General features: G+C 67.2%; 20 protein-coding genes. 9 read left to right on the forward strand and 11 right to left on the reverse strand.

Going from position 1 to position 22,512, the window contains the following annotated elements; all coding sequences use genetic code 11:
- The first annotated feature begins 65 nt into the window (after window positions 1–65).
- Complete coding sequence (gene ctaD, locus PGN37_RS05350) at window positions 66–1,808, forward strand: aa3-type cytochrome oxidase subunit I (RefSeq protein ID WP_335330093.1); 1,743 nt, start codon at window positions 66–68, stop codon at window positions 1,806–1,808.
- Window position 1,809: 1 nt separating this feature from the next.
- Here the strand turns inward: ctaD and PGN37_RS05355 are convergent, their stop codons facing one another.
- Window positions 1,810–2,475 (reverse strand): SDR family oxidoreductase, encoded by a 666-nt coding sequence (locus tag PGN37_RS05355; RefSeq protein ID WP_335329982.1) that lies wholly within the window; start codon window positions 2,473–2,475, stop codon window positions 1,810–1,812.
- A 54-nt stretch (window positions 2,476–2,529) separates the two neighbouring features.
- Between PGN37_RS05355 and ggh the strand changes: the two genes are divergently transcribed.
- Window positions 2,530–3,870, forward strand: a complete 1,341-nt coding sequence (gene ggh, locus PGN37_RS05360; protein WP_335329983.1) for a glucosylglycerate hydrolase — start codon at window positions 2,530–2,532, stop codon at window positions 3,868–3,870.
- A gap of 3 nt (window positions 3,871–3,873) precedes the next feature.
- On the opposite strand, the gene PGN37_RS05365 is transcribed toward ggh, so the two are convergent.
- From PGN37_RS05365 to PGN37_RS05385, 5 genes are all read right to left on the reverse strand, one after another.
- Window positions 3,874–4,314: a MarR family winged helix-turn-helix transcriptional regulator gene (locus tag PGN37_RS05365; RefSeq protein ID WP_335329984.1), complete on the reverse strand. Its 441-nt coding sequence runs from the start codon at window positions 4,312–4,314 to the stop codon at window positions 3,874–3,876.
- 67 nt (window positions 4,315–4,381) lie between these two features.
- Window positions 4,382–5,128, reverse strand: a complete 747-nt coding sequence (locus PGN37_RS05370; RefSeq protein WP_335329985.1) for an amino acid ABC transporter ATP-binding protein — start codon at window positions 5,126–5,128, stop codon at window positions 4,382–4,384.
- A complete protein-coding gene (locus PGN37_RS05375) occupies window positions 5,128–6,927 on the reverse strand; it encodes an ABC transporter substrate-binding protein/permease (RefSeq protein ID WP_335329986.1) in 1,800 nt (599 codons plus the stop codon). Before PGN37_RS05375 ends, PGN37_RS05370 begins: the two co-directional genes overlap by 1 nt.
- Window positions 6,928–6,998: 71 nt before the next feature.
- Window positions 6,999–7,799, reverse strand: a complete 801-nt coding sequence (locus PGN37_RS05380) for an LLM class F420-dependent oxidoreductase (protein WP_335329987.1) — start codon at window positions 7,797–7,799, stop codon at window positions 6,999–7,001.
- Window positions 7,800–7,882: 83 nt separating this feature from the next.
- Window positions 7,883–9,952 (reverse strand): PhoX family protein, encoded by a 2,070-nt coding sequence (locus tag PGN37_RS05385; protein WP_335329988.1) that lies wholly within the window; start codon window positions 9,950–9,952, stop codon window positions 7,883–7,885.
- 261 nt (window positions 9,953–10,213) lie between these two features.
- Here PGN37_RS05385 and PGN37_RS05390 point away from each other — a divergent pair, with 261 nt between their 5' ends.
- Window positions 10,214–11,668: an Ig-like domain-containing protein gene (locus PGN37_RS05390; protein ID WP_335329989.1), complete on the forward strand. Its 1,455-nt coding sequence runs from the start codon at window positions 10,214–10,216 to the stop codon at window positions 11,666–11,668.
- Here PGN37_RS05390 and PGN37_RS05395 read toward each other — a convergent pair.
- Window positions 11,645–12,541: an alpha/beta fold hydrolase gene (locus tag PGN37_RS05395; RefSeq protein WP_335329990.1), complete on the reverse strand. Its 897-nt coding sequence runs from the start codon at window positions 12,539–12,541 to the stop codon at window positions 11,645–11,647. The genes PGN37_RS05390 and PGN37_RS05395 overlap by 24 nt on opposite strands.
- Window positions 12,542–12,610: 69 nt before the next feature.
- Between PGN37_RS05395 and PGN37_RS05400 the strand changes: the two genes are divergently transcribed.
- On the forward strand, window positions 12,611–13,810 hold the full coding sequence (locus PGN37_RS05400; protein WP_335329991.1) for an enhanced intracellular survival protein Eis: 1,200 nt from the start codon (window positions 12,611–12,613) through the stop codon (window positions 13,808–13,810).
- 87 nt (window positions 13,811–13,897) lie between these two features.
- Here the strand turns inward: PGN37_RS05400 and PGN37_RS05405 are convergent, their stop codons facing one another.
- The 3 genes from PGN37_RS05405 to PGN37_RS05415 all read right to left on the reverse strand — a co-directional run bounded on the left by PGN37_RS05405 (window position 13,898) and on the right by PGN37_RS05415 (window position 16,589).
- A complete protein-coding gene (locus PGN37_RS05405) occupies window positions 13,898–14,986 on the reverse strand; it encodes an inositol-3-phosphate synthase (RefSeq protein WP_335329992.1) in 1,089 nt (362 codons plus the stop codon).
- A gap of 71 nt (window positions 14,987–15,057) precedes the next feature.
- Window positions 15,058–15,603 (reverse strand): PadR family transcriptional regulator, encoded by a 546-nt coding sequence (locus PGN37_RS05410; RefSeq protein ID WP_046364566.1) that lies wholly within the window; start codon window positions 15,601–15,603, stop codon window positions 15,058–15,060.
- A 116-nt stretch (window positions 15,604–15,719) separates the two neighbouring features.
- The gene (locus tag PGN37_RS05415; RefSeq protein WP_335329993.1) at window positions 15,720–16,589 is read right to left on the reverse strand and encodes a DUF1707 SHOCT-like domain-containing protein; all 870 of its coding nucleotides are present in this window, start codon (window positions 16,587–16,589) and stop codon (window positions 15,720–15,722) included.
- 112 nt (window positions 16,590–16,701) lie between these two features.
- Between PGN37_RS05415 and PGN37_RS05420 the strand changes: the two genes are divergently transcribed.
- From PGN37_RS05420 to PGN37_RS05435, 4 genes are read left to right on the forward strand one after another with little or no spacing between them, the layout of a single operon-like run.
- Window positions 16,702–17,133 carry a DUF5318 domain-containing protein gene (locus PGN37_RS05420; RefSeq protein WP_335329994.1) on the forward strand — a complete coding sequence of 144 codons (432 nt, stop codon included), beginning with the start codon at window positions 16,702–16,704 and terminating at the stop codon, window positions 17,131–17,133.
- Window positions 17,134–17,171: 38 nt separating this feature from the next.
- Complete coding sequence (locus tag PGN37_RS05425; protein WP_335329995.1) at window positions 17,172–17,300, forward strand: hypothetical protein; 129 nt, start codon at window positions 17,172–17,174, stop codon at window positions 17,298–17,300.
- Between the two features lie 5 nt (window positions 17,301–17,305).
- Window positions 17,306–19,642 (forward strand): transglycosylase domain-containing protein, encoded by a 2,337-nt coding sequence (locus PGN37_RS05430; RefSeq protein ID WP_335329996.1) that lies wholly within the window; start codon window positions 17,306–17,308, stop codon window positions 19,640–19,642.
- Window positions 19,639–21,294 carry a glycosyltransferase family 87 protein gene (locus PGN37_RS05435; RefSeq protein ID WP_335329997.1) on the forward strand — a complete coding sequence of 552 codons (1,656 nt, stop codon included), beginning with the start codon at window positions 19,639–19,641 and terminating at the stop codon, window positions 21,292–21,294. The genes PGN37_RS05430 and PGN37_RS05435 overlap by 4 nt, the downstream gene beginning before the upstream one ends.
- Here the strand turns inward: PGN37_RS05435 and PGN37_RS05440 are convergent.
- Window positions 21,249–22,058, reverse strand: coding sequence for a DUF1206 domain-containing protein (locus PGN37_RS05440; RefSeq protein WP_335329998.1), 810 nt, complete (start codon window positions 22,056–22,058; stop codon window positions 21,249–21,251). The two genes, PGN37_RS05435 and PGN37_RS05440, sit on opposite strands and share 46 nt — an antisense overlap.
- A gap of 108 nt (window positions 22,059–22,166) precedes the next feature.
- On the opposite strand from PGN37_RS05440, the gene PGN37_RS05445 reads away from it, so the two are divergent.
- Entirely contained in the window at window positions 22,167–22,466 is a 300-nt protein-coding gene (locus PGN37_RS05445) for a hypothetical protein (protein ID WP_335329999.1), read from the forward strand.
- The last annotated feature ends 46 nt before the right edge of the window (window positions 22,467–22,512 follow it).

A 22,512-nucleotide genomic window follows, 5' to 3' on the forward strand; every position in this document is an offset into this window, starting at 1 on the left:
CTTCGGCGCCTCTGTGTCGCTGAGCGAAGGTTTGCACCCCTGAATCTCGGGTAGTGCGCGCCCGCATGGCCCAGGACGCCGCCCTCCGCACGCTCGAACCCACGCGACCGTTCCCGCCGCGCCTCAAACCCCCCGGCGGTCTCGTCTACCGGCTCGTGACCACGACCGATCACAAACTGATCGGCATCATGTACGTGGTCACCTGCTTCGTCTTCTTTTTCGTGGGCGGGCTGATGGCACTGCTCATCCGCACCGAACTCGCGGTGCCCGGGCTGCAGTTCCTGTCCAACGAGCAGTACAACCAGCTGTTCACCATGCACGGCACGGTGATGCTGCTGTTCTATGCCACCCCGATCGTGTTCGGTTTCGCCAACCTGGTGCTGCCGCTGCAGATCGGTGCTCCCGATGTGGCGTTCCCGCGGTTGAACGCATTCTCGTTCTGGCTCTTTCTCTTCGGCGCCTTGATCGCGATCGCCGGTTTCCTGGTTCCTGGCGGGGCCGCCGATTTCGGGTGGACGGCCTACGCGCCGCTGTCGGATGCCGTGCACTCGCCGGGACCCGGCGGCGATCTGTGGATCATGGGTGTGGCCGTCGGCGGGCTGGGCACCATCTTGGGTGCGGTCAACATGATCACCACGGTGGTGTGCATGCGTGCGCCGGGCATGACGATGTTCCGGATGCCGATCTTCACGTGGAACATCTTGGTGACGTCGATCCTGGTGCTGCTGGCGTTCCCGATTCTGACCGCCGCGTTGTTCGGGTTGGCTGCCGATCGCCACCTCGGCGCGCATGTGTTCGATGCCGCCAACGGCGGCGCGATCCTGTGGCAGCACTTGTTCTGGTTCTTCGGCCATCCCGAGGTGTACATCGTGGCGCTGCCGTTCTTCGGCATCGTCACCGAGATCATCCCTGTTTTCAGCCGAAAGCCGATCTTCGGCTACACCACGCTGGTCTACGCGACGTTGGGCATCGGCGCGCTGTCGGTGGTCGTCTGGGCACACCACATGTTCGCCACTGGTGCGGTTCTTCTGCCGTTCTTCGCGTTCACCACCTATCTGATCGCGGTTCCGACAGGCATCAAGTTCTTCAACTGGATCGGCACGATGTGGAAGGGACAGCTGAGTTTCGAGACACCCATGCTGTGGTCGATGGGCTTCCTGGTCACCTTTCTGCTCGGCGGTCTGACGGGTGTACTGCTGGCGAGCCCGCCGCTGGACTTCCACGTCACCGACAGCTACTTCGTCGTCGCGCATTTCCATTACGTCCTGTTCGGCACGATCGTCTTCGCCACCTATGGCGGCGTCTACTTCTGGTTCCCGAAGATGACCGGTCGGATGCTCGACGAGCGGCTGGGCAAGCTGAACTTCTGGCTGACGTTCATCGGGTTCCACGTCACCTTCGGCGTGCAGCACTGGCTCGGGGACGCCGGAATGCCGCGCCGCTACGCCGACTATCTACCGACCGACGGCTTCACCGGCATGCACATCGTGTCCACGATCGGTGCGTTCATCCTGGGGTTGTCGATGCTGCCGTTCGTGTGGAACGTCTTCAAGAGTTGGCGCTACGGCGAACCGGTGACGGTCGATGATCCCTGGGGTCACGGGAACTCTCTGGAGTGGGCGACCAGTTGCCCGCCGCCACGGCACAACTTCACCGAACTTCCTCGAATCCGTTCGGAGAGGCCGGCTTTCGAGGCGCACTATCCACACATGGTCGAGCGGATGCGCACGGAAGCACACATCGGGAAGCACGCCACCGCGGGGGAGAGCATCCAGGGGTACGGCCCGCGCACCGAACCTGACCGCTGACTCAGCGGGGCCGGACGATGACCTCGTGGATGTGGGCGTCGCGGGGTGCGTTGATCGCGTCGACCGTGACCGCGGCGACGGTCTCGACACTGAGGAACTGCGACGGGTCGTAGTCGCGCCCCTCGTAGGCGATCAGATCTTCCTGCATCTCGGTGGCGATCCGGCCGGGGTGCACCGACGTCACGCGAAGCGAGGGTTCGTCTGCCCGCAGCGAGTCGGCGAAACCTCTGAGCGCGAACTTGCTCGCCGAGTACGACGCCAATCCCGGTGAGGCGTTGATGCCCGCGCCGGAGTTGATGAACACGACGTGCCCGCCGGCGGCGCGCAGCGCGGGCAGCAGCTCGAGCGTGAGCGCGACGGCGCCGACGACGTTGACGGCCATGGTGGAGCGCCATTGGTCGACGGTGCTCTCCGCGACACGGCCGGGGTAGGCGACACCGGCGTTGTGGATCAGCACGTCGAGTTCGACGATCGGCTCGACGAGCGTGGGGATCGCGTCGGGATCGGCCAGGTCGAGCGGCCACGTCGTCGCCCCCAACCGCGAGGCGACGGCGTCGAGTCGGGCCGAGGGGCGCCCGGCGAGAAACAGCGTGTGGGTGGGCGCCAGCGCGTCGGCCAGGGCGGACCCGAGGCCTCCGGCAGCGCCGGTGATCATGGCGGTGGGCACATTCGCACCCTACCGACCTGCGCCGCGCCCGAACTCGTCGCATCATGGGAGGCGATGGCACACGATCCGAGCTTTGCCCCGACGCAACTCGCCGCCCGCGCGGCCTACCTGTTGCGCGGCAACGATCTGGGCACGATGACGACGGCGGCACCGTTGCTGTATCCCCACATGTGGAGTTGGGACGCCGCGTTCGTCTCGATCGGGCTGGCCCCGCTGTCGGTCGAGCGGGCGGTCGTTGAGCTGGACACCCTGCTGTCGGCGCAGTGGCGCAACGGCATGATCCCGCACATCGTGTTCGCCAACGGGGTCGACGGGTACTTCCCCGGACCGGCCCGGTGGGCGGCGTCGGCGCTCTCATCGGACGCTCCTCGCGGCAGGCACACCTCGGGCATCACGCAGCCTCCGGTGCACGCCATCGCAGTGCAGCGGATCCTCGATCACGCGCGCCGCCGCGGCCGCTCCACGCGCGCGGTCGCCGACGCGTTCCTCGATCGTCGGTGGGGTGATCTGGTGCGCTGGCATCGGTGGCTCGCGGAATGCCGCGATCAGAAAGAGCACGGCCGCGTCACGGTCTACCACGGGTGGGAGTCCGGTATGGACAACTCTCCGCGCTGGGATGGCCCGTACGGCAACGTGATTCCCGGTGACGTGCCGCCATACCAACGTGAAGACAACAAGATCAACACTGATGCCAGCCAGCGGCCCAGCGACCTCGAGTACGACCGCTACCTGTGGCTGGTCGAGCAGATGAAGGCGGTGCGTTACGACGACCGCCTGCTGGCCAACGCCGTCAGCTTCGCGGTCGAGGACGTGTTCGTCTCGGCGATCTTCTCTGTGGCCTGCCAGGTCCTCGCCGAGATCGGCGAGGACCACAAGCGCCCGCACGCCGACGTCAAGGATCTGTATGCGTGGGCGGACCGGTTCCGTGCGGGCGTGATCGATACGACCGACCAAAGGACCGGCGCAGCAAGGGATTACGACGTACGTGCGGATCGGTGGATCGGAACCGAGACGGTGGCGCAGTTCGCCCCTCTGCTGTGCGGGGGATTGCCACACGAACGGGAGCGCGCACTGATCCGGCTGCTCGAAGGCCCCCGATTCTGCGGACATCCGGACATGGCGTACGCCCTGATCCCGTCGACGTCACCCGTGTCGCGTGACTTCCGCTCCCGCGAATACTGGCGTGGGCCGGTGTGGCCCGTGGTCACGTGGTTGTTCTCGTGGTGTTTCGCGCGGCGCGGCTGGGCGGAACGGTCGTCCGCGCTGCGACGTGAGGGATTACGCCAGGCCAGTGACGGCAGCTTCGCGGAGTACTACGAGCCGTTCACCGGGGAGCCGCTGGGGAGCATGCAGCAGTCGTGGACCGCGGCCGCGGTCCTGGACTGGTTGGGGTGAGCGTTACTCGGCGATGCGCTCGAGGGGCGCAAGGGCATTCGACAGCGCCGCGAGTTCCTCTTCGCTGAGCTTGCTCAGCAGTTGCGCCAGATGCGCCTGCCGGGACGCCAGCGCGTCGCGGTGCTGGGCGAGACCCTCGGGGGTGATCTCCACCAGCACGGCGCGCAGATCTGAGGGGTCACGGGATCGCTTGACCAGGCCGAGCTTCTCGAGACGCCGGATCGCGACGGTGGTGGTGGGGGTACGGACACGCTCATGGGCGGCGAGCTCGGTCATCCGCATCGGGCCCCGGTCGAGCAGCGTCAGCAGGATCGACAGCTGCGCGAGCGTCAGATCGCCGGCCGTCGGCGTCTTGCCGGTATGGCGCAGCACGGACATCAACTTGGCCAACACCCGCTGCAGATCGCCCGCAACGTCGCTGACCTGCGCTTCCGTGGTCACCATAGTTTTGGCAGTCTAACTGGTCGACGGCCGACGCGACGCTCGGTCAGCTGCTTTGCCGTAAATATCTCTAGAGCACTTGCGAGAGGAAGCGCTGCAACCGCTCGGTTTCCGCCTTTTCGAAGATCTGCTCCGGCGGTCCGGTCTCGACCACCCGTCCGCGATCCATGAACACCACGGTGTCGGCGAAGGATCGCGCGAAATCCATCTCGTGGGTCACGATCACCATCGTCATGCCGTCGGCGCCGAGTTCGGCCATCAACGCGAGCACGCCTTTGACGAGTTCGGGGTCCAGCGCCGAGGTGGCCTCGTCGAAGAACATCACCTGCGGCGACATCGCCAGGGCGCGAGCGATGGCGACGCGCTGCTGCTGTCCGCCGGACAGGGTCGACGGCCGCACGTCGGCCTTGTGCCGGAGCCCGACCCGGTCGAGCTGAGCGAGCCCGAGCTCGCGGGCCGCATCGGCGTCGAGGCCCTTGAGGCGCCGCGGCGCCAGAGTGACGTTGTCCAGCACCGTCTTGTGGGGGAACAGCTGAAACTGCTGGAACACCATGCCGATTCGCTGCCGCAGCTGATCGGGATCGTCGCGCAGCACCGATCGCCCGTCGAGCAGGATGTCGCCCTGATCGGGTTCGTAGAGGCGGTTCAGGGTGCGTAGCAGTGTCGACTTGCCCGAGCCCGACGGGCCGATGACGGCGGTCGACGTCCCCGCGGCGACATCGAGATCGACACCGCGGAGCACCGCGTTGGGACCGAAGGACAGGTGGAGGTTCGTGGCGGCCAGAGACACCGGGTCTGGTCCAGTGGTGGTCGCCATCAGTTCATCTCCTGGGCGGTCGAGGTGAGTAACGGGTCGTCCTCTTCGTCGGGTCGGCGTCCGCGGCGCAGGCGCGCGTCGATGAAATTCACGAGGTGGGTGAGCGGAATCGTCAATGCCAGATAGAACAGGCCGGCGGCGACGAGCGGGGACAGGTTGCCGGTCTGCGCGTTGAGGTCGCGGCCCACCTGGAACAGCTCCCGCTGGTTGGCGATCAGCCCGAGGAAGTACACCAGCGAGGATGCCTTCAGAAGCGAGATGAACTGGTTCATCAACGCGGGCAACACCCGTCGCACGCCCTGGGGGATCACCACGAGACGCATCGACGTGGCGTAGCTGAAGCCGAGAGCCCGCGAGGCCTCCAGTTGGCCGGGGTCGACGCTCTGGATGCCGGAGCGGAAGATCTCGCCGACGTAGGCGGCGGCCATCAACCCGAGCGCCGCGATGCCCAGCGGGTACGGGTTGTTCCCAGTGAGATGCCCGACGACGGGACCGATGCCGAGGCCGATCAGCAGGATGATGACGACCTCGGGCAGACCGCGGAAGATGTCGGTGTAGATCCGTGCGGGCCACCGCAACAACCGCGACGTCGAGATGCCGGCCACGGCCAGCACCATGCCGAGCACCAGACCGATCACGCTCGCGGCGAACGTCAGGATCAACGTGTTGGGCAGGCCGGTCGTCAGCAGATCGGGGATGGCCTGGCGATACAGGTTCCAGTCCAGGAACGAGTCCTTGAGTTGAGAGAGCGTCGATTTGGGGGCGACGGGTGCCGCCGGGCCGGCTGCCGATTGGTTCTGCGCGGCAATGGCGGTGAAGTCGGGCAGCTGCGGCACCGGTGCGGCCTTCGAGCCGGGCTTCCAGCCTGGCGGCAGGGCGCGCGGCACCCAGTCGGAGTAGAGCCGTGACCACGTGCCGTCGGCGATGATCGCGTCCAGGCCCGAGTTCAGCGCGTCGATCAGTGGCTGGTTATCCTTGGCCACCGCCCAGGCGACGAAATTGTCCAGACTGAAAGTGTTTTCGATGATCTGGGCGGGATCGCCCGGTTGCACGGTGCCCTGCGCCTGCTGCGACGGCGCGACCCACGCATCGATCTGCCCGGTCTTCAGGCTGGCGTAGACGGTGTTGTAGTCGGGGAACTTGACGGGCTGCAGCCCCAAGGTGTCGATGACATAGGACTCCTGCACCGTGCCCTGTACGACGCCGATGCGCTGACCTTCGGCCAGCTTGTCGAAACCGGTGATCGCGGAACCCTGCGGGACGACGAGCGAGAAGTAGCCGAAGTCGTAGCCGTTGGTGAAGCCGACGGTCTGCCGGCGGGCGTCGGTGGTGGTGATCGACGACGAGCCGACGTCGAACCGCCGCGACGCCACCTGCGCGAGCAGTCCGGAGAACTCGGTGCCGACGAACTCGATCTTGAGTCCGAGCTTGTCGGCGACGGCCCGGAGCAGTTCGTTGTCATAGCCGGTGAACTGGCCCGCGGAGTCGATGCAGATGCTCGGCGGGGCGTCGGACAGGGTGCCCACGGTCAGCGTGCCGGGGCGTGAGAGTCCGAGAGCGTTGACGTCGATGTCCTGCAGCGGCTTCACGCCCGGGGTCGTGTACTTGTCCGCACCGGGACCGGCCGCCGCCGCGGACAGGTTGGTCGGCAGTGCGCTGGCGCTCTGCTCCCCGGGCGGCGCGCACTGGTCGTTCTGGGCGCCCGCCGGGGCGGCCAGCCCCATCGCGACGAGCAGACCGGCCACCCACAGCAGTGCGAACCATTTCACGATCGGACGCGCAGTCCGCTTACAGCTCATCTCAAGCAACGTAGTGGGCGGCGTGGCGGGCCCGGTTGGTTCGGCTCATTCAGAGCCGAAACGCGTGGATGTCAGCCGTCGCGTCCGTCGCGCCACCGGCACAGGGCCTCGGCCTTCGTGAGGTCGTAGTCGGGCCCGTTGACGCCGATGGTCAGCAGCGTGACGCCGAGCCCGACGAGCGACTCGGCACCGGCCAGCATCGCGTCCTCGCTGCCCTCGGGCACACCGGAGGACCGTTCGATCGCCGACGGATCCCGTCCGACGTCGGCGCAGTGGCCGTCGAGGACCTCGGCCTTGCGCGGATAGGTGGAGGCGTCGGTGAAGCCGTGCCAGATGTCGGCGTACTCGGCGACCAGGCGCAGCGTCTTCTTTTCGCCCTGCCCGCCGATCAGGATCGGGATGTCGCGCGTTGGCGCAGGGTTGAGCTTGGACAGGCGTGACGTGATGCGGGGCATCGCGGCGGCCAGGTCGTCGAGCCGGCTTCCCGCGGTGCCGAACTCGTAGCCGTACTCGTCGTAATCCTTTTCTTTCCAACCGGATCCGATGCCGAGGATCAGCCGGCCGTCGGAGATGTGATCGACGGTGCGGGCCATGTCGGCGAGCAGCTCCGGGTTGCGGTAGGAGTTGCAGGTCACCAGCGCGCCGAACTCGATGCGCGAGGTCTGCTCAGCCCACGCGGCAAGCATGGTCCAACATTCGTAGTGCGCGCCGTCGGGGTCGCCGTACAGCGGGAAGAAGTGGTCCCAGTTGAAGGCGATGTCGACGCCGATGTCCTCGCAACGGCGCACCGCGTCGCGGATGTGGCGGTACTCGGTCGAATGCTGGGGTTGCAGTTGCACGCCGATGCGCACGGGTCGCGTGGGGGAGGTCATCTACTCACCGTAGCCCTGCCCGAGACTGCGGGGAGATCGCGATTTCTTGCGAAAAGGTGATCTGCCCGCAGTCTCGACAGCGCTCAGACGCCGATCTGGCCGTTGTCCTTCCACACCGCCACCACCGACGGCCGGGCCGTGCCGTTGCCGCCCTCGGGCCAGCGCGACTGGGGGTCGTCGATGCTGTTGTCGTCGTTCTCACCGGGATGCTGCACGCACACCGTGACGAGCGTGTCGGTGACCACCGGTCCACAGGTCTCCGCGCCGATCGGCACCGTCAGGAACTGTTTCACCTCACCACGATTCGGGCCGTCGAGCGCGACGGCGAACAGCCCGTCGTTGGAGTCGAGCGCATTGCCGTCGGTCGAGATCCACAGGTTGCCGTGACTGTCGAAGGCGAGGTTGTCAGGGCAGGAGATCGGGCTGACCTTGGTCTTGTCGAAGCCGGCGAAGTAGGTGTCAGCGGCAGCCGGGTCACCGCACACCAGCAGCAGCTCCCAGGTGAAGTCGGTACCGGTGTGGTTGTCGGTGATCTCGAGGATCTGCCCGCTCTTGTTGTCGTTGCGGGGGTTCGCGGCGTCCGGTGCAGCCTCGCCCGGCGCGCCGCGTTCGTCGTTGTTCGTCAGCGCCACGTAGACCTTGCCGGTCTTGGGGTTGGCCTCGAAGTCCTCGGGCCGGTCCATCTTGGTGGCGCCCGCCTTGTCCGCCGCCATGCGGGTGAACACCGCGGCCTCCTGCGCGGTGATGCCCTCGACCAGTGACTGCGCCTGCCCGCCGGGGCCGCTGCGCAGCAGGGGCAGCCAGGTGCCGGTTCCGCTGAACGAACCCTTCTCCGGCAGCGTGCCCGAGCCGTCGATCTGTCCCGGCGGGATGTCACTGGAGAGCTTGGCGACGTAGAGCGTGCCCTCGTCGAGGATCGTCATGTTGTGCGCCATGGCGGCCGGATCCGCACCTGCCTGAACCTTTTTCGACGACACGAACTTGTACATGTAGTCGAAGCGCTGATCATCGCCCGTGTAGGCGACGACGGTGCCGTCGTCGGTCACGTAGATGGTGGCGCCCTCGTGCTTGAGCCGGCCGAGAGCGGTGTGCTTGACCGGGGTCGACGCCGGATCCCACGGATTCAGCTCGACGACGTAGCCGAACCGGTTCACCTCGTTCGGGTTCTTGGTGAGGTCGAACCGCGGGTCGAAGGTCTCCCACTTCAGTGCGGTCGGTTCGGCTTCCACGCCGTAGCGATCCATCCGGTCGGCGTCGACCGGCCCCGGCTTCGGGGCGCCTTCGGCCGCGCCGAAGTACTCGTGGAAGTTCTCCTCGCCCGACAGCACCGTGCCCCACGGTGTGACCCCGCCCGAGCAGTTGGCGAACGTGCCGGAGACGGTGCGGCCGTCGGGGTCGGCCGCTGTCTTAAGGAAGGCGCTTCCGGCGGCGGGCCCGACGAGCGTGAAGGGACTGTCGGCGGTGATGCGCCGGTTGTAGGTGCCCATCACCGGTTTCAGACCGTCCGGGGTGCGCTCGACCTCGACGACGCCCATCCCGACGGCCGCGATCTCCACCTCGAACTGGTCACGGGTGGGGGCGTCGGCTTTGTAGCCGGGGAACATGAACTGCGGTGTCACGTATTCGAAGTTGGTGACCAGCAGGAAGCGATCCCGCCGGCCGGGGATGGGCAGCAACCCCGCGAAGTCGTTGTTGAAGCCGAACTGGCCGCGCTGCGCCGCGCCGGTCTGCCGGGCGACGTCGAAGGCGGGCGCGCCGGGCAGGACCGGGTCTCCCCAGCTGATGACGACGGCGTGCCGGTAGCCGTCGGCGGCGACAACAGCGTCCTCGCTGTTGGGTGCCACTGATGCGAAGTTCATCCCGGGGACGGGTCCGGGCGCGGGCGCCGCCGACGAGGACGTGGGTGCGGGCTGGGTGGGGGAGGAGCATGCCGCGAGGGCGGAGCCGGCGCCGACGGCGAGCACGGCCACGCCGCCCGCCTGCAGCATCGAGCGGCGCGAGACCGCCTTGGCGATGTCCCCGAAGTACTCGTTGTCGCTGCGGTTGGGTACGGGCTTCGAGCAGGCGTCGCCGCACTTGAACACGCATGTGACGTGTTGGCGGCGCGACTTCCCGTCGTGGCTGACGAACAGGTTCAACGGCAGGAGCGTCATGGGTGCTTTCGATTCCTTCCAGCGCGGAATCCGACCGTGGGCTGGACGGCCGGACCGGCGCGAACCTACGGCAGCAGGGCTAGCAGCAGACAACCAGCAAATGAACAGCCGATGTCCAGGAACAGTGGGCAGCCCGATGATCGGCCTTGTCAGCGAATTCTCGGCGCGCTCGCGGTCAGCCGGTATAGCGTGCCGAGGAAACTGCTCAGCAAGGGGTCGATGATGCCGTTCGTGCGGGGGAACAAGCCGGGAACAAGGGGGATGCGGGGCGACCTCCCGGTGCGGCGGTGGCTGGCACTGGCCGCGGCGTCGGCGGGAGCGGCCGCGGGACTAGCTGTCCTCGGGCCGCAGATCGGTGTGGCCGCGGCCGACTCGACCGGTGGTACGTCAGCTTCGTCGAGTGAGAGCAGGGCCGACACCGGTCCGGCGGCGCGGCGGGCCCGCCTCACGGAGGCCAGGAACACCCGCGCCGCGAACCGCGATTCTCGCCGAGCCGACCGCCGCGCCGGTGCTGAGGCCGAGACATCCGACGACAGCGCGCCTGAACCGGCAACGCCGAAGCGGCAGCGAAACAAGGCCCCCACGGTCGCCCCTGAGCAGCTCAGCGGGGTGATCGAGGGACCGATCACCGGCACGGTCGGCGCCGTCGACCCTGACGGCGACCCGATCCGTTACCGCGTGATTCGATCGCCCAAGTCGGGATCGGTAGCTCTCGATGACGACGGCACGTACACCTACACGCCGGGGTCGTCGTTCAACGGTGTCGACACATTCCGGGTGATCGCCATCGACGAGGCTGCGCGGCCCAAGGTCTTCCGGCCCGTCGGGACCCGCGCGACGGCACTGATCAACCAGGACGCAGTGACTTTCGAGTTCGACTACGCCAACGGAGCGGAGTACTGGACCCCCGAGCGTCGGGAAGCCTTGCAAGATGCGGCCAATGACCTGCTGGTGTATCTCCGGGTGAAGAAGCCGGTCACCCTGACCTACAAGGTCAACGGCGAAGACGATCCGGACTCGACGACGCTCGCCGCCGCTGGCAGCAATCTCGTCAGTCAGCGACCGGGGTTCTGGCCGTCCGTCGTGCAGAAGAAGCTGCTGACCGGGATCGATGCCAACGGCAAAGCCGCCGATGGCGAAATCGATTGGAACTTCGACCACGACTGGGGACTGGGCGACACCGTCACAAGCGATGAGTACGACTTCGCGGCGACTGCGATGCACGAGCTCCTGCACTCGTTCGGCTTTCGCACCGGCATCTCAGCGCCGGGTGAGAACACGGACCGCGACTGGGCCATGGGGAGTCGCTTCGTCAGAACCGCCGACGGGAAGTCTCCCATCAGCCGGGAACATCGGTGGATCACCCGGTATGACCCGAATCTGACCGGTGGTGATGGCGGACTGTACTTCGGCGGTCGGTACGCAGTCGCCGCGTACGGCGGCCTGGTCCCGCTGTACACGCCCAACCCGTGGGACCAGGGCAGCTCGATGGGCCACCTGGACGACAGCACCTTCACCGGCGCGAACGAGAAGATGATGAACGCGCGCACCGACAAAGGCCCGGGGGTGAGGGTACTCAGCCCGGTCGAAATCGGAATCCTGCGCGATCTCGGATACGACGTCCGCACGCCCGCGCCGGCGCTGGCATTCGCGGGCCTGCTGGTGCCGATCCTGCGTCGCCGGAACAAGCGATCAGCTGCTGAGCACACCCCGTAGTAAGTCAACGAGAACCCGCGGCTGATCGCTCTGGACCGAATGGCCGGAGTTCTCGACGACGTGCACGCCGCCGAAACCGGGTGCTGTACGGGCGAATTCGGCGGCATCGTCGTCGTCGACGAAGAACGAGTTCGCGCCGCGGATCAACGTCGTCGGAGTGTGCAGCCGCGGCACATCGTCCCAGAGCCCCTCGAAGCCCTTACCCGTGCGGATCGAGTCGTAGCGCCATGTCCACGAGCCGTCATCGAGCCGCTTCGAGTTGTGAAACACGCCTCGCCGCAACGATTCTCGATCACGATGCGGTGCCGCGGCGACGGTCACGTCCAGCATCGCCGCGAAAGACGGGAAGGTTCGCTCGCCCTGTACCAGTGCGACGGTTCCCTTCTGGGCGTCCGTCATCTGCCGGTGCCGCTCAGGTGCCGACGGGGTGACGTCGACCAGGACCAGGCGGCGCACCAGCTCGGGCGCGTTCACAGCCAGTCGCAGCGCGGTGAGCCCGCCGAGCGACATTCCGACCACCAGATCGGCGTTCGGTGCCAGGTCACGCACCACCGGCTCGACGGCCTCAGCGTTGCGCACCGGGCCGTAGTCGCCGTCCTCGCGCCATGCGGACCGGCCGTGCCCGGGTAGGTCGATCGCCAACGCGGGCAGACCGAGGCCCAGGATCACGGTGTCCCAGGTGTGCGCGTTCTGGCCGCCGCCGTGCAGGAACACGACGCGCACCGGCTCGTCGCCGAAACGCAGGGCACTGACCGGACCGCGCTCGATCCGTGCGGCCGACATCGGTTCACCGGTGACCCCGGCCTGCCGAGCATTCTCGGGAAGGAAGACGAATTCGGAGAGCCCGGCCAGTTCGTCGTCGGTGTCGTCCATGGTTGGACACTACGCACCGCGCTGATATTGGGATGCGACCGGTGTGCCGGATGTGCCACCGTCGAGGCCATGTCTCCCATGTCCCACATCACGTTCCGCAGTGCAGAGGAGGCCGACTGGCCGGCGATGGGCCTGATCACTGCGACGGGCTTCGCGCACGAACAGCCAGAGGAGACTGCCGCAGTGTGGCGTTCCCTGGTCGCTCGCGACGGTGCCGTCGTGGCCTGCGACGGCGACGCCGTGGTGGGCACCGCGCTGTTCCTGGATCTGGAGGTGACGGTGCCCGGCGGGGCGGTGCTACCGATGGCCGGAGTGTCGATGGTCGCGGTCGCGCCGACGCACCGTCGGCGGGGTGCGTTGAGCGGCATGTTCGACGAGTTGCATCGTCGGATGGAGGACTACCCGATCGCGGGCTTGGAGGCCAGCGAAGCCGAGATCTACGGCCGTTTCGGGTACGGCCCGGCAACGGTCTGGGAGCGGCTCGAGGTACAGCGTCGCACCGCGAGATTCCATCCCGGCGTTCGCGATCCCGGCGGTGTACGGATCGTGCGGCCTGCGGAGCACCGCGCCCAGCTGGAGGACATCGACGAGCGCTGGCGACGTCAGACTCCCGGCGGCCTGCACACGCCGGCCCGGCTGTGGGACGAGGTCCTGGCAGATCGGGAGTCGTCGAGAGACGGTGGAACGCCGCGTTACTGCCTCCTGCATCCGGACGGCTTCGCGTTCTACCGCCTGCACCGCGGTGACGAGAAGTCGACCGCCGAGGTGACCAAGTTCGCGGCGGTGACCGCGGAGGCGCAAATCGCGCTGTGGCGGGTCCTGCTCGGACTCGACCTCAAGGACGTCATCGGCGTCCACACCCACCCCGGGAATGTGCTGCCCTACCTGTTGACCGATCCGCGGCTGGTGCGCACCACGGATGTGTTCGACGGGTTGTGGCTGCGAATGCTCGACATCCCCGCGGTGCTGCAGGCGCGCGCGTACTCGGCTGATCTGGCGGTGGTGCTGGATGTCTCCGACGAGTTCTTGGGTCGCGGTGGACGTTTCGCGCTGACGTCGCGCGATGGCCGCGCGCAGTGCGAGCCCACGGACGCCGAGGCGGATGTCCACCTCGATGTGTCGGTGCTGGGCAGTCTGTACCTCGGCGCGCATCGCGCATCGTCGTTCGCCGCCGCACAACGACTGCACTGCACGGACTCTCGTGTCGTCACCGCACTCGACAAGACCTTCGCCAGTGACGTGCCTGCCGAGCTCGGCTTCGGTTTTTAACGGGGCTTCTGACCCCCGAAACGAGACTGCGGGGAGATCGGCCATCCCGGTGGAATGGCGATCTCCCCGCAGTCTCGACGCGAAGAATCAGCCCTCGATGAACTGCTCCAGCTGCTCGCGCGCGAGGTCGTCGGCGAGCTGCTTGGGCGGGCTCTTCATCAGGTAGGCCGACGCGGCTTCGATGGGGCCGCCGATGCCGCGGTCCTTGGCGATCTTCGCCGCGCGCACCGCGTCGATGATCACGCCGGCCGAGTTGGGCGAGTCCCACACCTCGAGCTTGTACTCCAGGTTCAGCGGCACGTCGCCGAAGGCGCGGCCCTCGAGGCGGACGTAGGCCCACTTGCGGTCGTCGAGCCACGCGACGTGGTCGGACGGGCCGATGTGGACGTTCTTGTCCTCGATCTTGCCGGCCAGCGAGCCCTGCAGGTTCGACGTGACGGCCTGGGTCTTGGAGACCTTCTTCGACTCGAGACGCGAGCGCTCGAGCATGTTGAGGAAGTCCATGTTGCCGCCGACGTTGAGCTGGTAGGTGCGGTCCAGCGTGACGCCGCGATCCTCGAACAGCTTGGCCATCACGCGGTGGGTGATGGTCGCGCCGACCTGGCTCTTGATGTCGTCGCCGACGATCGGGACACCGGCGTCTTCGAACTTCTTGGCCCACACCGGGTCCGAGGCGATGAAGACGGGCAGTGCGTTGACGAAGGCGACGCCGGCGTCGATGGCGCACTGGGCGTAGAACTTGTCGGCCTCTTCAGAACCCACGGGCAGGTAGGACACCAGCACGTCGACCTCGGCGTCCTTGAGCACCTTGACGACGTCGACGGCCTCGGCGTCGGACACCTCGATGGTGTCGGCGTAGTACTTGCCGATGCCGTCGAGAGTCGGACCGCGCTGCACGACGATGTCGGTGGGCGGCACGTCGGCGATCTTGATGGTGTTGTTCTCCGACGCGAAGATCGCCTCGGACAGGTCGAAGCCGACCTTCTTGGCGTCCACGTCGAACGCGGCGACGAACTTCACGTCGCGCACGTGGTACTGGCCGAGCTTGACGTGCATCAGGCCGGGCACGCTGGCGTTCTCGTCGGCGTCCTTGTAGTACTGCACGCCCTGTACGAGCGAGGACGCGCAGTTACCCACGCCGACGATCGCGACCCGGACGTCATTGCTTGCGGTCATGACGACTTCTCCTCTTGTCCTACTTCACTGCTGTGATGGGTGGTACTTGGCTGTAGCGGTGGTACTGCGGCTCAACTCTGTTCAGCGCGGCCCTGCGCCGACTTCTCCGCCGCGATCAACTCGTTGAGCCATGTGACTTCGCGTTCGCTCGATTCCAGGCCCAGCTGATGGAGCTGGCGGGTGTAGCGATCGAACGAGTTGCTCGCCCGCGCAATTGCTTCACGCAGACCTTCCCGGCGCTCTTCCACCTGACGTCGGCGGCCTTCCAGAATCCGCATCCGGGCCTCGGCCGGGGTGCGGTTGAAGAAGGCGAGGTGCACGCCGAATCCGTCGTCGGAAAAGTTCTGTGGCCCGGTGTCTGCGACCAGTTCGGTGAAGCGCTGCTTGCCCGCTTCGGTGAGCTGGTAGACGCGACGCGCCCGGCGCACTTTGAGAGTGCCTTCCGGGGCGGCGTCCTCGACGATCAGGCCGTCGGCCTGCATGCGGCGCAAGGCGGGATAAAGCGAACCGTAGGAGAACGCGCGGAACGCTCCCAGCAGACCGGTCAGCCGCTTGCGCAACTCATACCCGTGCATGGGCGATTCCTGGAGCAGCCCGAGGATGGCGAGTTCGAGCATCCCGGCACCTCCTCCATGATTCAGCCGCTACGACGGTTCGACACCTCGTGCAACTGTATCGCGCCGATATATTGAGCGCCACACGGGTGCGCTGTCGCAGGACGGGAGTGACAGGTTCAGTCGTTGGCGTAGTTCATGCGCTTGACGGTCAAATCGCCGTTGAGCTCCATGTATCCGCTGTTCCCGAAATTGGGCGTGACGTAGATGGTGATCTCGATGCTCTCGGGTGCAGCGGTCATGTCGCTGTTGGAGCGGATGATCATGTACGTCGACTTGACCTCTTTGGGCTCGATCCCCACGGCCTCGGGAGCGCCGCGCAGGATCCCGACCAGCTTGGGGATGTCGAGCGCGCCCAGATCGACGACGCGCGCATCGGAGCCGATGCTCGTCTCGCTGGGGTCGTCCCACCCACCTCGGTAGCTGTAGCTCAGTGCGCGCCGAGGCTCGTTCGGGTCAGGCCGTTCCAGCGACGCGTAGTCGGGGTAGATGGTCAGGTCGTACCCCGTGGTGTCGCCGAACTTCTGCTTCATCTGGGTGAACAGGCCCGTGAGCCCACCCAGGGAATGCAGCTGCCGCGGCGGGGTGAGCACTTCGGCGGGGATTCCGTCGTCCTTGGCTCCCGGGTCGGAGGTGAAGTTCAGCGGCGACGGGGTGTTGCCGTAGAGGCCCCAGCCGATTGCGATCCCGAACACCACCAGCACGACGGCCATCGCGATGCGGATGCCGGCGCCGCCGGGCAGCGACGGCAGCCGTCGCGGAGGTTTGCGCAGCTGAGTCGGGGCGTTCGCGGTCTGGAGGTCTGACACCAGTTCTTGGAGCTCCCCGAGCGTGGTCGCGTTGGTGGCGGCCTTCACCCGCTCCCCGTGCTCGGTCATCGACAGCTGCCCTTCGGCGAGCGCGGTGTCGAGGATCTGGCACGTGTCGGTCCGATCACTGTCTTTCGCGCGCGTCCACGAAGTTCCGCGAGCTGAGCTGCCGGAAGCCACGACGGAGATCGTAAGAGTTGGATTGCTGATCTCGCAGGCCAGCTGTGAACCCGGTCGAGTCGGGTGCCCCGTCGCGCCTCCGCCGTCGCAGGGCCGACGTACTCTGGTCAGCGTGCGATTGCAGCGACAGGTGGTGGACTACGCCCTGCGGCGCCGGTCGCTGCTGGCCGAGGTGTATTCCGGGCGCACCGGTGTCTCGGAGGTCTGCGACGCCAACCCCTATCTGTTGCGCGCCGCGAAATTCCACGGCAAGCCCAGTTCGGTGATGTGTCCGATCTGCCGCAAGGAACAGCTGACGCTGGTGTCCTGGGTGTTCGGCGATCACCTCGGCGCCGTGTCCGGATCGGCCCGCACCGCCGAGGAGCTTGTCCTGCTGGCGACGCGTTATGACGAGTTCTCGGTCCATGTAGTGGAGGTATGTCGGACTTGCAGCTGGAATCACCTGGTGAAGTCCTACGTTCTGGGCGCCATTCCGCCGCCCAAGGGATCCCGTCCGCGCCGCACGCAGACCGCGCGCAGCACCGCGCGGACGGCCAGTGAATAACCCGGGGCGCCCCGACCGTTCACCCGACCGAGCCCGTGATGGGCGCAGGCCGGCCGACGGCGGTGGCGCGCGACCCCAGCCCCAGCCTCAACCCCGGCCCCAGCAGCCTCGGCACCGGACCGACGGACCCGCTCACGCAGCGCGTCCGCATCCCGACGACCGGCTGACCACGGTGCTCCCTCCTGTCAGGGAGGAACGGCCGCGCCATCTGCGGGACCCGATCGACGACGTCAAACGTGCGCTCGACGGTCGGCCGCCCAAGCAACCGCCGCCGCCGCCGCGTCGCCCGACGGGTGGCGGAGGGTCGGGTGGTGGCCCGTCGGGTCGTCGGCCCGGGTGGCGCGAGCAGGTCAACTGGAAGTGGGTGCGGCGCGGCCTGATCGTGTGCGCCGCCGTTCTCATCGTGCTGCCGCTGCTGACCTTCGGTATGGCGTACATGATCGTCGACGTGCCCAAGCCCGGGGACATCCGCACGGCGCAGGTGTCGACGATTCTGGCCAGCGACGGGTCGGAGATCGCGAAGATCATTCCGCCCGAAGGCAACCGGGTCGACGTCAACATCGACCAGATCCCGGTGCACGTGCGTGACGCGGTGATGGCCGCCGAGGACCGGGACTTCTATTCGAATCCGGGGTTCTCGTTCACCGGCTTCCTGCGCGCATTCAAGAACAACATCTTCGGCGGCGACCTGCAGGGCGGGTCGACGATCACCCAGCAGTACGTCAAGAACGCGTTGGTCGGCGACGCCCGCTCCGGCGTCGGTGGGCTGATCCGAAAAGCCAAGGAGCTGGTCATCTCCACCAAGATGTCCAGCGAGTGGTCCAAAGACCAGGTGATGCAGTCGTATCTGAACATCATCTACTTCGGCCGCGGCGCCTACGGCGTGGCCGCAGCATCGAAGGCGTACTTCAACAAGCCCGTCGAACAACTGACGGTGTCGGAGGGCGCGCTGCTGGCCGCCCTGATCCAGCGGCCCTCGGCCCTGGACCCGTCAGTGGACCCGGAGGCCGCCACCGAGCGGTGGAACTGGGTCCTCGACGGCATGGTGTCCATCGGCGCGCTGTCCGCGCAGGATCGCGCGACGCAGGTGTTCCCGCCGACGATCCCGCCTGACGCGGCGACCACCCAGAACCAGACGACCGGGCCCAACGGCCTGATCGAACGCGAAGTCATCAACGAGCTGATGGACATCTTCAACATCAGCGAGCAGCAGCTCAACACCGAGGGCTTGCAGGTCACCACGACCATCGATCCGAAGGCACAGTCCGCGGCACTGGACGCCGTCAACGAGTACATGGACGGGCAGGACCCGGACATGCGAACGGCCGTGGTGTCAATCGACCCGAAGACCGGCGGCGTGAAGGCCTATTACGGCGGGTCTGACGCCAACGGCTTCGACTTCGCGCAGGCCGGATTGCCGACCGGGTCGTCGTTTAAGGTATTCGCGTTGGTCGCGGCCCTGCAGCAGGGCATGGGGCTGGGCTACCAGGTCGACAGCTCCCCGGTCACCGTCGACGGCATCAAGATCACCAACGTCGAAGGCAGCAGCTGCGGCAACTGCAACATCGCCGAAGCGTTGAAGCGATCGCTGAACACGAGCTACTACCGGCTGATGCTGAAGCTCAAGAACGGTCCGCAGGACGTCGCCGACGCGGCGCACGCCGCCGGTATCGCCGAGAGCTTCCCCGGTGTCGAGCACACGCTGTCCGAGGACGGCAAGGGCGGACCGCCGAACAACGGCGTGGTGCTGGGTCAGTATCAATCCCGGGTGATCGACATGGCGTCGGCCTACGCGACGATCGCGGCGTCCGGGGTCTACCACAAGCCGCACTTCGTGCAGAAGGTCGTCAACGCCGAGGGCACGGTCCTGTTCGACGCGAGCCAGGAGGACAACGCGGGCGAGCAGCGCATCGACAAGGCAGTGGCCGACAACGTCATCGCCGCCATGCAGCCGATCGCCGGTTACTCCAACGGGCACGCGCTGGCCGGCGGCCGCCCGTCGGGAGCCAAGACGGGCACCAACCAGCTCGGTGACACCGGCGCCAACCGTGACGCCTGGATGGTCGGCTACACGCCGTCGTTGTCGACGGCGGTCTGGGTCGGCACCGTGGACGGCACGAAGCCACTCGAGAACAAGTGGGGCTCGCCGGTGTACGGCTCCGGCATCCCGAGCGACATCTGGAAAGCCACGATGGACGGTGCCCTGGACGGCACCGACAATGAGTCGTTCCCGAAGCCCGAGGAGATCGGCGGCTATGCCGGTGTGCCGCAGGCGCCGCCACCGCCGCCGTCGACCACTGTTGCCCCTCCGCCGTCGGAGACGGTGATCCAGCCGACGCTGGAGATCGCGCCCGGCATCACGATTCCGTGGGGCCCGCCGACGACGGTGCCGGCGACGCCGGGGCCCGCCCCGGTAGGAGTTGCGCCCGGTCCGGAGACGGTGCCCGGTTCGCCACCGCCGGGTGCTCCGGCTCCGGTGGTGCCAGGCGCTCCGCCGCCGCCTCCGTGACCTCGTCGGTTCCGCCGGCCGGTACCGAGGAAGAGCGTGCGCCGCATGAGGTCCACTCGCCAGCCCCACTCGCTGGTGATCTCCGGAGCCTCGATGATCGCGACTTCCCCAGCCGCACGGACACTCTCGGCGCCGCGCTGTCGGGCACCATCGGCGGCCCCGTCGGCCGGCACGCGCTGGTCGGTCGCACCCGATTCCTGACGCCGCTGCGGGTGATGTTGCTCATCGCGCTGGTGTTCCTGGCGCTGGGCTATTCGACTAAGGCGGCGTGCCTGCAGACGACGGGCACGGGGACCGCCGATCAACGGGTGGGCAACTGGGCCAATAACCGGGCGTACTACGAGCTCTGCTATTCCGACACCGTGCCGCTCTACACCGCGGAGTTACTGAATCTCGGGAAGTTCCCATACAAGTCGAGCTGGCTGGAAACCGACGAGAAGGGCATGCCGCGCGTCCAGTACGACGGCACCCCCGCGGTCCGCTACATGGAGTATCCGGTGCTGACCGGGATCTACCAGTACCTGTCGATGTCGCTGGCCAAGACGTACACGACACTGACGAAGCTGACGTCGGTGCCGATCATCGCCGAGGTGGTGATGTTCTTCAACATCTCCGCATTCGGACTCGCGCTGGCGTGGCTGACGACGGTGTGGGCGACGGCGCTGCTGGCCGGTGCCCGCCGCATCTGGGACGCCGCCCTGGTCGCGGCCTCACCGCTGGTGATCTTCCAGATCTTCACCAACTTCGACGCCCTCGCGACCGCGTGTGCCGCCGGTGCGTTGCTGGCGTGGGCGCGACGACGGCCCGTCCTCGCCGGCGTGCTGATCGGTCTCGGGGTGGCGGCCAAGCTCTACCCGCTGCTGCTGCTGATTCCCATGGTGCTGTTGGCCATTCGCACGTCGCGGTTGCAGGAGGTCGCCAAGACCGCGCTCGCAGCGGGGGCGACCTGGCTGGTGGTGAATCTGCCGATCATGCTCCTGTTCCCGCGGGGATGGTCGGAGTTCTTCCGGCTCAACACCCGTCGCGGCGACGACATGGATTCGCTCTACAACGTAATGAAGTCGTTCACCGGGTGGCAGGGGTTCGATCCGAACCTCGGCTTCTGGGAGCCGCCGGTGGTGCTCAACACCTTCAGCGCCGCGCTGTTCGTGGCGTGTTGCATCGCGATCGGCTACATCACGCTGACCGCCGCACGCCGGCCACGTATCGCACAGATCGCGTTCTTGGTGGTGGCGGCCTTCTTGCTGACCAACAAGGTGTGGAGTCCGCAGTTCTCACTGTGGCTCGTGCCGTTGGCGGTGTTGGCGCTGCCGCACCGGCGGGTGTTGTTAGCGTGGATGACGATCGACATGCTGGTCTGGGTGCCGCGCATGCTGTACCTGTTCGGCGAACAGAACAAGGGGTTGCCCGAGCAGTGGTTCACCGCGACGGTGCTGCTTCGCGATGTCGCGGTGGTCACGTTATGCGCGTTGATCATTCGTCAGATCTATCGGCCGGAGCTGGACCTGGTCCGCGCTCACGGCACAGACGATCCGGCGGGCGGCCCGTTCGACCGCGCCCCGGACGCGTATGCACCGTGGGTGCCGGACTGGCTACAGCCGCGCGGTCACATCCGCGCCCAGCGGGCCAACGCCAAGCTGTACAGCCCATAGGACGCGAAGCCGAGGGCGGCGAACCACAGGATCGCATCGCCGGATGTCGCCGACCCCAGCGCTTGGACCGCGGCGTCGAGTCCGGCGGCTTTGGCCGGGTCGGCCCGGACGGCGGCGACGATGACCAACACCCCGGCCAACGCGTAGACAACGCCCTCGGCGACGTAGCCGTACACGCCGAGCACGACGACCACCTTGCCGCCGGAGGTGGTCAGGTCGTCGACGAAGCGGCGGGAAGCTCCCTTGTACGCGTAGTAGCCGCCGATCACGGCGATGACCGCCCCGACGACGACCAGCAGGGTTCGACCGGAAAACGATTGCATCAGAACGGCACTCGCGCCGGAGTTCTGCTCGCTGCTCGGCTCGCGGCGTCCGACCGCGAAGCGCACGCAGGTGTACCCCACGCTGCAGTAGACGCCCAGCAGGCCCAGGGCCTTGAGCCGGTTGCCGATGCTGGCGTCGCTGGGGTCGCGGCCCCCTTCGGCGGGATGCAGACCGAGGAGCGCTTCGGTCAGACGCCACGCGGCCAGCGGCACGAGTGCCGCGGCGATGGCCCACAGGATCAGCACCCCGTCGGTGGCGGCGGCGATGGTCGCCATGGCACCGGAAGGATCGGCGTGCCCGCCGCGGCCGAGCGCGATCCGGGCGATCACATAGGCGATGAGGAAGTGCAGGAGACCGCTGGCGATGAAGCCGGCTCGCACCGTGCGGCGGACACCGCCGTGGGCCAGAATCCGGTCGACGATCTCCGGCCGGGACATCATCGCGCTCTACCCGGCGGCCCGGACTCCGAAACCGGGGTGTTTCCCGGTGCCGCATGGTGGTTATATTTGCTAAGCATCTCGTTGCAGTCTGCAGGCTGGAGTCGTCTCATGAGTTTCCTCACCAAGACCGTGCCCGTCGCGGTGATCCTCGGCGGGTTCGCCGCAGGCGCGCTGGGCTTCGGAGCGGCGACATCGGTCGCTCAACCGCCCCCGCCTCCGCCCGGGCCGGCTGAATTCCCGCCGAACCCGCCGGGTGAGCCGGTGCCGAATTGGGCGCCTCGCAAGCCCGCCGACATGTGGAACAACGAGCCGGTGGTGTGGACGTCGATGTGGGGTGGCCGCTGGGGTGTGTGGAAGCACGGCCAGTTCATCACGCTGTCGTCCAACCCCGTCACCAACGGCGGCTGAGCATCGGACTGGGCAGCTGCCTAGCTGCGCTATATAGTTGGCCCAC

It is taken from the genome of Mycobacterium kyogaense, assembly GCF_036946525.1.
Lineage (GTDB): Bacteria > Actinomycetota > Actinomycetes > Mycobacteriales > Mycobacteriaceae > Mycobacterium > Mycobacterium kyogaense_A.